At 33.4% G+C, this 14,094-nt stretch carries 11 protein-coding genes; 8 read left to right on the top strand and 3 right to left on the bottom strand.

The genetic code is table 11. The features are described from left to right. Positions 1 to 256: 256 nt before the first annotated feature. Positions 257 to 658, bottom strand: a complete 402-nt coding sequence (locus tag C7D53_RS07530; protein ID WP_106915789.1) for a lipocalin-like domain-containing protein — start codon at positions 656 to 658, stop codon at positions 257 to 259. A 461-nt stretch (positions 659 to 1,119) separates the two neighbouring features. Here C7D53_RS07530 and C7D53_RS07525 point away from each other — a divergent pair, with 461 nt between their 5' ends. Next, a complete protein-coding gene (locus C7D53_RS07525; RefSeq protein WP_185126685.1) occupies positions 1,120 to 2,643 on the top strand; it encodes a catalase in 1,524 nt (507 codons plus the stop codon). 4 nt (positions 2,644 to 2,647) lie between these two features. Further along, on the top strand, positions 2,648 to 3,151 hold the full coding sequence (locus C7D53_RS07520) for an ankyrin repeat domain-containing protein (protein WP_106915787.1): 504 nt from the start codon (positions 2,648 to 2,650) through the stop codon (positions 3,149 to 3,151). 123 nt (positions 3,152 to 3,274) lie between these two features. Here the strand turns inward: C7D53_RS07520 and C7D53_RS07515 are convergent, their stop codons facing one another. Together C7D53_RS07515 and C7D53_RS07510 are read right to left on the bottom strand one after the other, a co-directional pair. Continuing rightward, on the bottom strand, positions 3,275 to 3,913 hold the full coding sequence (locus C7D53_RS07515) for a response regulator transcription factor (RefSeq protein WP_106915786.1): 639 nt from the start codon (positions 3,911 to 3,913) through the stop codon (positions 3,275 to 3,277). Beyond that, entirely contained in the window at positions 3,906 to 6,896 is a 2,991-nt protein-coding gene (locus C7D53_RS07510) for a ligand-binding sensor domain-containing protein (RefSeq protein WP_106915785.1), read from the bottom strand. Before C7D53_RS07510 ends, C7D53_RS07515 begins: the two co-directional genes overlap by 8 nt. A gap of 355 nt (positions 6,897 to 7,251) precedes the next feature. On the opposite strand from C7D53_RS07510, the gene C7D53_RS07505 reads away from it, so the two are divergent. The 6 genes from C7D53_RS07505 to C7D53_RS07480 all read left to right on the top strand — a co-directional run bounded on the left by C7D53_RS07505 (position 7,252) and on the right by C7D53_RS07480 (position 13,968). Beyond that, the gene (locus tag C7D53_RS07505) at positions 7,252 to 8,139 is read left to right on the top strand and encodes a hypothetical protein (RefSeq protein WP_162926121.1); all 888 of its coding nucleotides are present in this window, start codon (positions 7,252 to 7,254) and stop codon (positions 8,137 to 8,139) included. A 108-nt stretch (positions 8,140 to 8,247) separates the two neighbouring features. Next, the gene (locus C7D53_RS07500; RefSeq protein ID WP_106915783.1) at positions 8,248 to 8,718 is read left to right on the top strand and encodes a hypothetical protein; all 471 of its coding nucleotides are present in this window, start codon (positions 8,248 to 8,250) and stop codon (positions 8,716 to 8,718) included. A 33-nt stretch (positions 8,719 to 8,751) separates the two neighbouring features. Further along, positions 8,752 to 9,171 carry a helix-turn-helix domain-containing protein gene (locus C7D53_RS07495; protein WP_106915782.1) on the top strand — a complete coding sequence of 140 codons (420 nt, stop codon included), beginning with the start codon at positions 8,752 to 8,754 and terminating at the stop codon, positions 9,169 to 9,171. After that, positions 9,147 to 9,479 (top strand): transposase, encoded by a 333-nt coding sequence (locus C7D53_RS07490; protein ID WP_106915781.1) that lies wholly within the window; start codon positions 9,147 to 9,149, stop codon positions 9,477 to 9,479. The genes C7D53_RS07495 and C7D53_RS07490 overlap by 25 nt, the downstream gene beginning before the upstream one ends. Before the next feature lie 432 nt (positions 9,480 to 9,911). After that, the gene (locus C7D53_RS07485; protein WP_106915780.1) at positions 9,912 to 10,727 is read left to right on the top strand and encodes a hypothetical protein; all 816 of its coding nucleotides are present in this window, start codon (positions 9,912 to 9,914) and stop codon (positions 10,725 to 10,727) included. Positions 10,728 to 10,845: 118 nt separating this feature from the next. Next, complete coding sequence (locus C7D53_RS07480) at positions 10,846 to 13,968, top strand: M60 family metallopeptidase (protein WP_106915779.1); 3,123 nt, start codon at positions 10,846 to 10,848, stop codon at positions 13,966 to 13,968. Positions 13,969 to 14,094: the final 126 nt, after the last annotated feature.

Genomic DNA, 14,094 nt, shown 5'->3' with positions numbered 1-14,094 from the left:
ATGTTAAAAAATGGGTTTTGTATCTTCGGAGAACATATAGTTCTTGGTCAGGCCATCAGGAATAATATAGTAAAGAAATAATTCAATAATTTTTAATTTTAAACTAGTAAAAGGGAAAGGTTGAGGTGCATAATTCGTCAATATGTAAAAAAAATAGATCCTAAAATCTATTCTTTACATATTGTAAATTCCTTCACTTCCAAAATTTATGGCTTATAAAGGGTTGTAAGTGATTGACTTATATTGCTTTTGTTTGCTATTTTTCTTTACTGTATGTTTGTGCAACGTTATTTTTAGGCTCCCCAAGTAAAGATAAAATCGTTAACGATTTGTTATCAAGTTTTTTGATCAGTAATGTATCAATATCACTGGAGACTGAAGGTTGAGATACTCCTACAGTACGAGACCATAAATAAAGAGTGTCATGGGAAACTTTCCATTTTTCGTACAATAGGGTGTGCATATTTATGGATGCTGCAACGCCGTCTTCACGAAGCTCTATCCCTTGATTTTCGTTTTCCTGCCCTGGAATAGGCTGTACCCATTTTCCTATAAGCTCAGCTCTTTTGGCCTCAGAATCTGCGGTTACATTTTCTTTTTTTGGAGAATTACAGGCGGTCAAAATACCAAGAATAATGAGTGAAATTGTCTTTTTCATAAATTTATGTTTTTACTGTTTTTATATTTAAATACTTTATTTTTTTAATTTGATACATGGAACGATTGGTTTATAGCCATGTAATCAGGCAATAGCGTAGACAGTGATTTTTGTAAAGAGTATACTGTATTTCTGTTAATAAAAGGAAAGACTACTTTTCACAAAAATTGATGTTGCTTGTTAATACTTTACGCTTTATAATATCAATGATATGTTGTCTGCAAAACTAAGAAAATGTTCCCTATAAGAGCTTTATGAAATTGTAGTTATAAAACTACATAAGGGACTATTTTAATTGTCATACTAAATAATCATTTATAAGATTTATTTTTTTAAGCATAGTAGTTATTATCTATTAATTTTATTATTTCGATAGATTTAATAAATTTTATTGATTGAAATTATTAAGATGAATCCGGCGAGTCATCTTTCTATATTTGCCCCCAATAAAATAAACAATAATGAAAAAAAATGTTTTATTAGCGGGAATCTTAATGACATCAACGCTTTATTCTCAACAGCTGACCACCAATACAGGAAGCCCTGTAGGGGATAATCAAAATTCTAAAACAGTAGGTAATAATGGGCCTGTATTACTGGAGGATATCCACCTAATTGAAAAGTTAGCAGCTTTTGACAGAGAGAGAATCCCAGAAAGAGTAGTGCATGCAAGAGGCGCGGGAGCTATTGGAGAGTTTGTCGCAGATGCCGATTTTTCAGATGTTACAATGGCTGAGTTTTTATCAAAAGCCGGTAAAAAAACTCCAGTATTGGTGAGGTTCTCCACAGTAGTACATCAGCAGGGATCTCCCGAAACTTTTAGAGATCCAAGAGGGTTTGCCGTTAAGTTTTATACTGATCAGGGAAATTATGACCTGGTGGGTAACAATTTACCGGTGTTTTTCATAAGAGATGCCATTAAATTCCCTGATATGGTGCATGCTTTTAAGCCATCTCCGGTTACCAATAATGCTTCTGATAATAACAGAGTTTTTGATTTTATGGCCAATATTCCTGAGGCTACCCATATGCTGACATGGTTGTTCTCTGATAATGGAATTCCTGCCAACTATAGAGAGATGCAAGGAAATGGAGTACATGCTTTTAAATGGGTTAACGCAAAAGGAGAAATCACCTATGTAAAATATAAGTGGATTCCAAAACAGGGTGAAAGGAACCTTACACAGGAAGAAGCAGATAAAATTCAGGCTACCCAGATAGAACATGCAACACGAGATTTATATAATTCTATTCAGAATAAAAATTTCCCGCAGTGGGAACTATATGTACAGATGCTGAAAAAAGATGATTTTGAAAAGCTTGATTTTAATCCGGTAGATGTAACCAAAACATGGCCGGAATCTATTGCAAAATCAGTGAAAGTAGGAACAATGACCCTTAATCAAAATCCGACAAATTACTTTCAGCAGGTAGAGCAGGCTGCTTTTTCTCCTGGTACTTTGGTTCCTGGAATTGAGCCGTCAGAAGATAAATTATTGCAAGGAAGATTGTTTTCCTATTTTGATACCCAGAGACACAGAATTGGCGGAAACTTCCAGCAGCTACCAATTAATGCATCGAAAACTGATGTTACAACATACAACCAAAACGGCTATATGTCTATGAGAACTCAGAGTGGAGAAGTAAACTATCAACCTTCAGCAGCTAAGCCGGAAGTTATCGATAATAAAAAATTCAAATATTCCCAAACTATTTTTCCTGCCGGTACTTCAACAGCACAGGCGAAAATAGATAAGGAAAATAACTTTAAGCAAGCCGGAGAACTTTACAGATCTTTCTCTAAAAAAGACCAGGATAACCTGATTAAAAATCTGGGCAGTGCTCTGGGCAGTGTAGAGAATAAAAAAGTGGTGGCTAAAATGATCTCCTATTTCTATCAGGCTGATGCAGAATATGGAAAACGATTAGCCCAATATGTTAAAATGGATCGTCAACAGCTGGAATCGTTATTGTCTTCAAAATAAAATAATGAAATATCTTATTTCGACCATCATTATGTTCTTTGCTATCTGCAAAGTGAATGCGCAAGACATTTTTTCTTATGCAAAGACGGGTAATATAGAAGCAATTTCTCAGTTTAAAAATGAGATCAATTCTAAGAATGAAGAAGGATATACTCCCTTAATACTTGCTGTATATCATAATCATTATAAGGCAGCAAAGTGGCTGCTTGAAAATGGTGCTCAGCCTGATGTGCAGGATAAAAGTGGCAATACTGCATTGATGGGGGCTACATTTAAAGGATATAAGGAAATGATTGCATTGCTGGTTTCCAATAAAGCCAATGTAAACATCAAAAATTATAACGATGCAACCGCTCTTATTTATGCAGCAGTTTTTGCAAAAACAGAAATCATAAAATTACTCTTAGAAAATGGAGCTGATAAGAATGCTAAGGATAACAGAGGCAATACGGCTTTGCAGCATGCTATAATGCAAAATAATGAAGAAGCTGTAAAACTGCTTCAATGATCATAACTGATTAATAATAGATTAATTATCTGTTGGTTTTTAATAAATAATCCCCCTTGTCGGCTTGACAGGGGGATTTTTTTTCAGTATTCATTTTTATTAAGAATCTGTAAAAGACGGGTATTATTTATGTTTATGTGCTTGATTTCGGTCTCCCAGTCTTACAAGGTCTACCGTATTTTTTATATTGAGCTTCTTGTAGACTCTTGCTTTATAAGTACTCACGGTGGATAGGTGCAAATTTAGCTCATTTGAGATTTCAATATTACCATAACCCCTTACCAATAAATCAAATATTTCCTTTTCTCTTTCTGATAAAGCTTCAAGTGGATTGATAGGGGTATCCTTTTTAGCTGAAGAAAGCAGTTTTTTTACAATATCCTGAGAGTAGTAGGTTCCTTGTTCAAAGATCTGATGGACGGCTTCCAGAATATTGCTCTCGTCCGATAACTTATTAATGTATCCGTCTGCACCTTCAATGATATATTGTACTGCGATATCATTGTCATACACAGAAAATACAAGAATTTTAAGAGTGGGTTGTATTTTTTTTAACTCACTAATCATGCTTAGGTATTTACTTTCCGGCATATTGATGTCCAGGATTAGCAGATCAAATTCTTCAATATATAGTTTCTCTATAAGGTCTGTGTAGGATTCCGCAGAGGAAATTTTTACATCTTTGTAGTGAGATTCCAAAATCAGGGTAGTGCCTAATCGTACCACAAAATGATCATCTGCAATAATGATTTTTCTATCCATATTTTTGTTTTTTTATTTTAATTGATACTACAGTTCCTTTGGGAATATTGTTTGTAAATTCAATTCTACCATTGATCATCATCAGTAGCTGCAGGATAAGGTGCAATCCCAAACTGTATTTTTGTAAAACCAGTTTCTCATTTTCAATGTTATCCTGAAGCTTTTCATAATACGTCATTTGTTCCTTGCTCATTCCTTGGCCGGTATCTCGTATTTCCAGGAAAAATATTTTGTCATCTTCAATGGTAGAAAGCTCTATTTTTCCATTGACGGTGTTTTTGATGGCATTGTCTATTAGGTTATGGATGATAACTGCGACTACATTCTGATTGATTTTTGAATAGGTAGGATTGGTAACATTATTAATAATAACTGTATTTTGTTCTCTGGCAGCGACTTCAAAAAGTGTTTTTTTATTTTCAATGACTTCATATATATTATAGATTTCATTCTTTTCAGAGATGTTATAAATTTCTGCGTATTCTTTTAATGTTTTTACAAAATTGTAGAACTCTACAGAAGACTTATAAAAACTTTCAAAGTACTTTTTTTGGATATAACGATCATGCTCATCCGTCTCATACAGCTTTTGGGCGGTTATGGATAAGTATTTTACAGGTGTTATAATATCATGGCTAATGGTCTCCAATAATTTTTTCTGCTGTATACTCTCTTTTCGAAGCTGTTCCTTGGTATATTCCAATTTTGATACCGTTTTTGATAATTTCTCAGTTCGTATTTCAATAATTTTTTCAAGTTCCTTTTTTTTCTGTTCCTGTCTTTTTATTCTTATTTTGAAGAGGGAAAATATAATAACGAATAATAATAATGCAATAAAGGACTTAAAGAGAAGAGTCTGGTAGAACAAGTGCTTTACGTTGATATTGAGGGCTTTGTAAATGTATTTTCCCTTAGGAGAAGTTAACACTCTTACAATAAGCTGATACTGTCCCGGATCCAGGTTTGAAATGTAGTATTTGCCATCACTGTTTACTCTTTCCCATTTCTCATTGTTGGAACCTTGTAACTTGGCTTCGATAACCAAGTTGGCCCTGTTAGCATAATAAGGAATATCTACTAAAATTACAGCCTTATAAAAATTGTTTTCCAAAGTAATATTTTGTCCTTTTATACTGCTTTTAGGATCATGAAATATAGCCCGTTCCAAAAAAAAGTTTTTAGGGTAATAGCTCTTTATGATGTTAGGGTTAAAAAATAAGAGTCCTTTCATAGTGGGAAACACAAAATTTCCATTCTGAAGAACGGAGGAACTAGGTGAACATCCTCCGTTAAACTCATTGGTATTAAAACCGTCTTCCTTACTGTATCGGTAATAGTTAGGTAAGGTTTTTCTGTCTTGAGAATACTTCAGCAGATTGTCTTTCAGTACCCTGAATAGTCCATTATTCGTACTGATCCATAAAAACCCGTTTTGATCTTCAAGAATGGTATGCGAGAATGAAAGGTATCCATTTCTATCATCCGGCATTTTAATCAGTTTATTGTCTTTATAAAGAAAAAAGCCATTTCCCTGGGTCATAATCCAAAAATTGCCATCTTTCGTCTTTGTTATTTCTCTTACATTCAAAGGTTGGGTAGATACTTTTTTAGGATTAAATAAGGGAGCCTCTATAGAATACAAAGCTTCTCTGGTTCCTACCAGCCATTTATCAGATCCTTGTTCCTGTATCGAAGTGATGATGTTAGGAATGGTAAATTGTAGAAAAGGACTTTTGAAACTAGAGTCTTTATAGAAAGTAAGTTTAGACTGTAGTGAAGGCTTGTGAAAGGCTATAACATAGTAATTATTGATATTGAGTACATAAGACGGTGTTTTCCCAAAATAAAGTGATTCATTTTTAGAATAATTGGAATTTTTGAAAAAACGAACCAAAGAAGGGCCATTCTGAACAATAATATTTCTGTTATTGTCATACAGTAAAAAATATTTGCTTGTTGTATTAAAATGATACTGTTTTACCAACCCGTTTTCATCATATACATCACCTAAGGAAGTAATTACTTTATCATTTTCAAAAGGAAGTAAGGAATAAAAAATATTTTCAAAAGATTTATCAGATCTATTGGCTACATGGAAATTATTGAATTTGATTATATTTAATCCATCCGATAACGTTCCGAGATATAGTTTATTGTTAACCTCATCATGATAAATAGAAGCTAAAGAATTTTCATTTAAGTCATAATTTATCATTTTTTTTAAACCAATCGAATGCTGTTGGTAGAAAACTTTATATAAGGTATTGCCATGAAGGATAAAACATTGATCATTAACTTGGCTCCAGTATATTTTGACATTATTTTGGAATAAAATATCGGGGACGTCTAAATAGCTGACCTTTTCAGAAGAAATTTGGATCATCTTTTTTAAGGTCTTTGAAATGATAAAAATATTCCGTCCTAAGCAAAATGTATTGTTTATATAATTCTCATCCAGTCCCTTTACCGGAATTATTTTTTTATCATTATATCGTATGTTTCCATTATTAAATAAATGATAGAAGTTCTGCTCGTCAAAATAGAGAAAGTAGTTTTTATGATCTATTCTTTCCGGTATTGTATTTTTTACAAATAATCCATATAACTTACTTTCATTCAATATTTTTTGAGGATAATGGGTAGACTGCTGTAATATACCTAATTTTCTTTTGGAAAGTAAAGCTATATTTTCAGCATAAGCAGTGAAATTATAAATGGAATCGTTTTCTACACTTCCAAAAAATACCGAAAATCTATTGTTTTTGAGATTAAGATGGTTATAGGTTACAAAATTATATCCATCATAACGCACCAGTCCGTTTTCTGTACTGAGCCATATAAATCCATACTTATCTTTAATAATATCTTTTACACTATTTTGTGGAAGGCCATTATCTGTATCATACCATACAGAAGCTGTTGGCTGACTATAACAAAATTGGATCCATCCTAATAATAGGAATATAAGCGATTTAAAAGACATTTTCGGATATTGAGTGTAATTGTTGAATTTTTGATCGATATATTGAATTATTATTATAAATGTAGTAAAAATTAATGATTGTTAAGTGTATTAAATGTCATTTATAAACTACAAAGGATTGAATTTAAAATTACAATATCAGCAATCTATCTTTACAATAATTATTTTACGGTCTGTGGTGGTTATCAGATCTTTGTCACATCAATTTATTACCTGATTTAACGATGAAAGTTAAATATGTTCCCACGTTTTTAAAAAGAATTCAGGCTCAATTTATACGGAGGAGATTTATTTCTCCTCTGTAAAAATGTCAGGTAAAAAACATACAAATGAAGTAAAACATAAACCCAAAGTTATGAAAAATAGAAGAATTACATCCTTAGCAGCAGTAATGCTTGGATTATCCATTACCGTATCCGCTCAAACAGGAAATGTAGGAATTAATACTACAACTCCAACAAAAACCTTAGATATTAATGGGCAGCTTCGTGTTAGAGACTTGCCAATTCTTCCGGCAGGAACTCCTATGGTATCTGACGCCAATGGAAATGTCGGGATATACAAGCCGGTGGATCCGGATGATTTTATCGTATATAACCTGGATAGTAATGTCAGACAAAATGATTTTAGATCTGTAGCCTTGAATTCAATAAGAAATACAGTACAAAATGGAGGCTCTCCAACAATTGATCCTGATAATTGCTGGATAGTTCCCAATTCTACAATTACACTAAAATTTCCTGCAAGTGCGATTCGAAGAGGTACTGTGACTTGGGGGTTGTGGTTTGAAATGACTTATGGTGACCTTGGTCCCTTTTCTCAAACTTCAATAGAAGGCGGAACAGGAAAAATTAAACTTCCTGTGTTCTTTAACAGCAGGGCATATGCAAGATTATATAAAAAGACAGGCCCAGGACCTACTGATTATACAGTGCAAAACACCGTGTCTGTAGTGATGCAGACTTCACAAATTTCTCCATATTTTAATGATGCTGCGCAAAACGATTCTTCAGGTACTCCCTATGGTACTTTTGGAGTTACCAATGCAAATTTCAGATATTTCATGTATGCTAACTATAGTGTAGGTGACGGAACTCCAATTACAATTGATCCGGATGCTGAATATAAAGTAGAACTATTATACGGAATTGAAAGCCTTTCCTCACGAGCTAACATTACAAATACAAACTTTTTATTGAACTGGGGAGTACAATCAACAGGATATAGTTTTTATAAAAACTAAATTTTAATTACATTTTTTTTTAAATGAGCGGGATAGAAATATTCCGCCATTTGAATTACAATTATTAATCTAGAAAAGAAAATAAGACCTTCCTGATATTGAAGCTCAATGAAAATAAATAACAAGAAAGAAGTAAACACTTATATGGCATTTCAGCTGGTTGTAATGGTGTTACTTTTTTTGATAACTATTGCTCTTAATCATCTTGGCTATCATTTATTTTCCAGAGTATTTGCCTTGGCAGCCTTACTGGTATTGTTATATGGGATATTAAAAAACCAGTTTGTATTCGAATATGAAAATTCAGGTCAGGTTATTTCTATTAAAAGCTATCAATGGCTTTCACGCGGAAGAAAAATGCCTGTTTTTGAAATGCCTCACAAGAAAATTGTAAGGACAAAAATAAAGGAGCACACCTTTCGAAAATACCTGATAATTGTTTTTTTTACTTCTTCGGGTAAAATGCTAAAAAGGAATATCGATATTACTTTTTGCAGCAAGAGTCAGGCAAATCAACTTTTAAGGGATATTACCAACAATTTGGCAAAGAAAAATAAGGAACTTACTTCTGAAAAATAATAATTTTTTTGAATAAGAATAAATTAGTTTAATATGGAAAATTTAAAAGATATTCATATCGGTCCTTTGGTATATGAGCGTGTAAATGAACAAAATATAGAGATGGGCAGGATCTGCAGATTCTTGAACTCAACTGAAAAAGAGGTTCTGGAAATGTATTCTATGAAATCATTAGATGCGGAGATCCTTTTAAAATGGTCAAAATTACTGGAGTATGATTTTTTCCGGCTTTACTCCACCCATTTAATTCTATACGCACCCGTTGCCGGTCAGAATAAAAAAACAGTAAGGTCAAAATTGCCACAATACCGAAAAAGCTTATATACAAAAGAAATTATAGATTACATGCTGGAGCTTTTAAAAAATAAGCAGAAGACATCTGGTGAGATAATTAATCATTATGGAATTCCAAAATCAACATTGTATAAATGGATAAGCAAATACAGGCAGTAAATACAAGTCCCAATTATAAAAGGATTTATCATGATTTTATACAATCTAAATGTCCGGATAAATGGGAGAATGTAAAGGATTTTTTTTCAAAAGAGAATATGTCCTTATCCGATGTTCTAAAAATTAATAACATTATATTTTTTGGTAAACTATCTGAAAGCCAAAAATTTAAATCTTATGATAAAGAAGCAATTATTGAAATGCTTGAATATCAGAAAAAACACAAATTAAATAATAAACAATTGGCCCTACATTTTAGATTAAGCAGAAATACTGTTACAAAATGGAAAAGAAAGTTTTTAGTATAATCTATATCATTTCATTCTAAAGTAATAATGGTATGTATTATTTTTTTCATAAGTTTATTATAGAGTACATCAAATCAGGTGTACTCTTTTTTAATTAACTCTCATTGCATAGGGTAATATTAGTTAGTATATCTTGTCATATTTTATCTACACACGTTAGTTTTTCTTTTACGGCATGGGTCATTTATATCTACATAATATTCTTGCTTCTGTAGGGTAATTATTGGAAATTTGAATCAGATATTGTGTAACGATTAATACGGTTCTAAAAACTCAGGATGAAAAACTTAGAGAGAATTTATCTCTCTAAGTTTTTTTTAATCGTTATGGAAAATAGAGAAAGTGACATAAAGTAAGACATTATTTTTTGATCTCATCTCTATTAATCAATACTTGCCGCTTTCATTTTTTCAATTCTAAATACCAAAAAATATGCGAAGAATTTATTTTTTACTCTTTTCTAGCCTTTTTTATAGCTTATCCTATAGTCAGGTTGGTATAAATACTAGTACACCCTCAGGAACACTTGATGTTGTTGGAACTCCGAATGACCCAACAATTCGGGATGGTTTTTTGCCACCCAGGCTTACCGGTGATCAGCTAAAAGCTAAGGACGTTGTTTACGGCATGGCCCAGAATGGGACTATTGTGTTTGCCACAACTCCTGTAACGGTAGTTTCACCTAAAACAAGCAATGTTACTTCCGCGGGGCACTACTATTATGATGCCGTAAATGCTGTATGGGTAGGAATGAAAGATAACTCCATTAATTCCGGAACATCCGGCACTGCATTATATGCATCCAAAGATAATGCCTGGTCCTTGATAAACCTTGGGATTTCAGGAAGCAACTGGAACAAGATAAATCTTTCTTCACAGGACGTTAAGACGGGTACAGCCTCTCTTTTCAATACCGGAGTGTATACCGCCGCCAAAAGTGGAATATATGAAGTGACATTTGAAACACAATTAGCCGGAGGTATAGATCTGGGTATCCTTGGAGGAAAAAAGATGGGAATTTTGAAAAATGGTACGATGGTCTTTGAAGAAAAGATATTTGATGCAGTAAGAGTTTCTATACTAGGGATAACACTGGCAGCAGTTCCTGTTACTTCTACAACCTTAACAAGTCTTATAAAGCTTAATGCAGGCGAAACAATTGCTTTTGCAATTGATACCGGAGGGGTTAATCTGACCTTGCTAACTGACGGAAAGGTTTCTGTTTCTGTTTTTAAAGTATCCGATTAAGACAGGAGAGAGGAAGCATGATCCATAGGTGCTGACTTTGATGTTGCTTATAATGACGATTAGTTTTGCCAAACTAAGGATAAATTCAACTATTTTTATATTAAATATCTTATAAGCTATGAAAAACAATTATTTTATTATTATTTTATTCCTGGTTTTTCAGATAACAGTCTCTGGCCAGCAGTATAAAATGCCTGTTGCATATACAGAATCGCTGCAACCCTCACAATCTGGATATGAGGCCGGGATGTGTAATGACGGCAATGATAATACAATTTATCATTCCCTTTATAACTTGAATACAGCAATTCCGGACCAATTGAATTTCAATTTTTCAAACCGGGTAAAAAGCATAAATAAACTAGTATATAAGCCTAGAACAACAGGTTCTAACGGAATCTGGACAAGCGTTAAAATTTCATATTCTACCCAATCCAATCCTTCTTCTTTTATTGCTGCGACGGGGGTAATTTCCTGGGCAGCTGATAATACTGCTAAAACAATAGATTTACCAATGGTAATTGTTCATCCGGCTATTATCAGGATTGACATTCTAGGTGCAAAAAATAATTTTTCCAGCTGTGCAGAGATGGAATTTTACTCTACTGAACAAATGGATCCCATATTGGCAGAATGCTCTCTTCCTACAAATGAATTTTCAATACTTCAGGATATTGCTGTAACTCCTCAAATAACAGGTTCATCGGCTTCCTCTTTTCAATCTGGAGAGAATATTGAAAAATCTTTTGATGGAGATGTGAATACTATTTACCACTCAAACTGGAATGATACAGCGGCCAATTTTCCTATATCATTAATTTATAAATTTAATGGGCAGACTGCGATAAACTATATAAAATATACCCCTAGGCAGGATGGGGGAGGAAATGGTTTTTTCGGAAATATAAAAATCAGCTATAATACCCTTTCTAATCCCGCTTATGTTGATCTTACTAATTTAAATCTTAATCAGTCTGGTGCTGTAAAAACAATATATTTCCCTAATGTGATTACTCCACTCAATATAAAAGTCGAGGTCCTTGATGGCAAAAATAATTTTGCAAGCTGCGCCGAAATGGAGTTTTTTCAGACCAACCCGAATGGTTTTAACCCGGCTCTTTATTCTGACTTATTTAATGATACTCTCTTTACTACATTAAAGCCAACCGTTACACAGCAGAATATTGATGGTATCACCTCTCCATTTATCAAAGGTTTAGCCCAATGTCTTTTTAATAATACCTACAATAAAAAATATAGGGTGCAAACTTCTACAGCCTATAAAACGATAGGGTCAATTAATGCACAATATAAAATTGGAAATTACAGCAAGTATGAAAATCCTACCGGAATATTTTTCCAGCCCAATACAACAGTTATTATTTTTGCTAAAGAAATTACCAATTCAAATCCGGTTTATCTGAGGATAAGGGATTTTGCAACAGAAGGTTCTTCTCCCGAAAATACGTACGAATTGAAAAACGGATTAAATATTCTGCCTATTACCAATAAGGGACTTGGATATATATCATATTACACCAATGATGTAAATGCCGCTCCTGTTACCTTAAATATTACAGCAGGAATTGTCAATGGAATATATAAAAAAGGAACGAGCTCAGCAGAATGTAAAGAAATGTTAACCAATGACATTTATCCTAAAATTGATATTGAAGGGTATTATACTAAGCTTGTGATAGATAAGGCACCAGTAAGTAATTTTCATTATTTTGATATTCAACCTCTGATTGATAAATATGATATGATCACAAAATCAGAAAGAGAAATGATGGGCTTTTTCAAGTTTAATACCAACTTTAAAAACAGACAGCTTGTTTATACCGAGTCTACAGGGGGATGGTACGCCGGAGGTTCGGGAGTTCATTTGGATCTTACATGGGGCGCTGCAGGCTCTGCCTCAGCAACTGGCCTTAGCCTGTGGGGAGTGGCTCACGAATTGGGACATGTCAATCAGATAGAACCGGGTTTAACCTGGGTAGGAACCACTGAAATTACCAATAATATTTACTCATTATGGGCCAGTTATAATTTGTATACACCATCGGGCACAAATAGATTTACTAATTTAGAAGGGGAAGTGGCTGATAAAACAGCTTTTCCTGGAGTTGAAGGAAATAGATTTGGTGAATATATTATTCAAACACAGGTTAACGGAAAAAGTTATGCTGATCAGTTTAGAACAGACTTTGTAAATCCTTTAGATAAGCATTTCAGAACACTGGTTCCATTCTGGCAATTGGAGCTTTATTATCAATTGGCTGGTGCTTCAAAAAATGCTCCGACCCTTGCTTTTGATAAAGATATGTCTGATGAAGACCAACCATCTGTGCCCAATCCTGTTACCGGAGTAGATTATGCGCATTGGTATGCCAACGTGATCAAGAAAGTGTTAAATACAGACGAGTCCCAATTAACGAATGGACAATTGGTGATGAATTTTGTGAAAAATACTTGTGATGCCGTACAGGAAGATCTTACAGATTTTTTTACCACTACAGGTTTCTTGAAACCTATTGATGCCATGATCTCAGATTATTCGAATGCACAGCTTACAATTACCCAAAGCATGATTGATGAAGTGAAAAGTTATGTACTGATGAAAGGCTATGCCAAACCGGTCTCTCCGGTGTTGAATTACATTTCAGCCAATAGTGTTAATGCATATAAAAATCTGCAACCTGTTACAGGAATTACTGGTGTCGGGGCTCAGATTATTACAAACACCAAAGGGACATTTTTACAGGTTATCAATTCTAAATGGAACAATGCGGTAGCCTTTGAAACGTATGGTCCAAATAATCAATTGATCAGTGTTTCTATTGTGGGTACGGGAGATACAACATTAGCAAACACTTTTGTAGACTTTCCAGCTTCTGCAGAAAAAGTATATGCCGTAGGATACAATGGACAAAAGATTCTTGTTTATCCTGGTGGTACCTTATCTTCTTTAGAAAATTCAGTAAATAAAAATGAATTTAGCATCTATCCAAATCCTTTGAAAAAAGGACAGATACTAAATATTCATAGTAAAAACTCAAAGCAAAATCTGAATGTTGAAGTATATGATATGATGGGAAAACTAAATGTCTCAGCAAAAGGATCATTGAGTGAAATACACAACAAACTCAATGATAAGTTTCAAAGTTTAGGAACAGGTATTTATATTATTTCAATCTATGATGGACAAAGTAAATACGAATTCAAGCTTATTAAAGAATAGTTTTACTGTTTTAATCTCAATTCCTATGGGATAAAAAAACACGTAATGCTTTTTGTTGTAAAAAGAATGATATTTTCAAAAAAAACAGCCACAATACTCATTGCGGCTGTTTTTCTTTAGATATAT

The sequence above is a fragment of the Chryseobacterium aurantiacum genome (assembly GCF_003020585.1).
Classification (GTDB): Bacteria; Bacteroidota; Bacteroidia; order Flavobacteriales; family Weeksellaceae; genus Chryseobacterium; species Chryseobacterium aurantiacum.
Note: the sequence above shows the minus strand (reverse complement) of the source record. Positions and strands in the feature narration are given on the sequence as shown.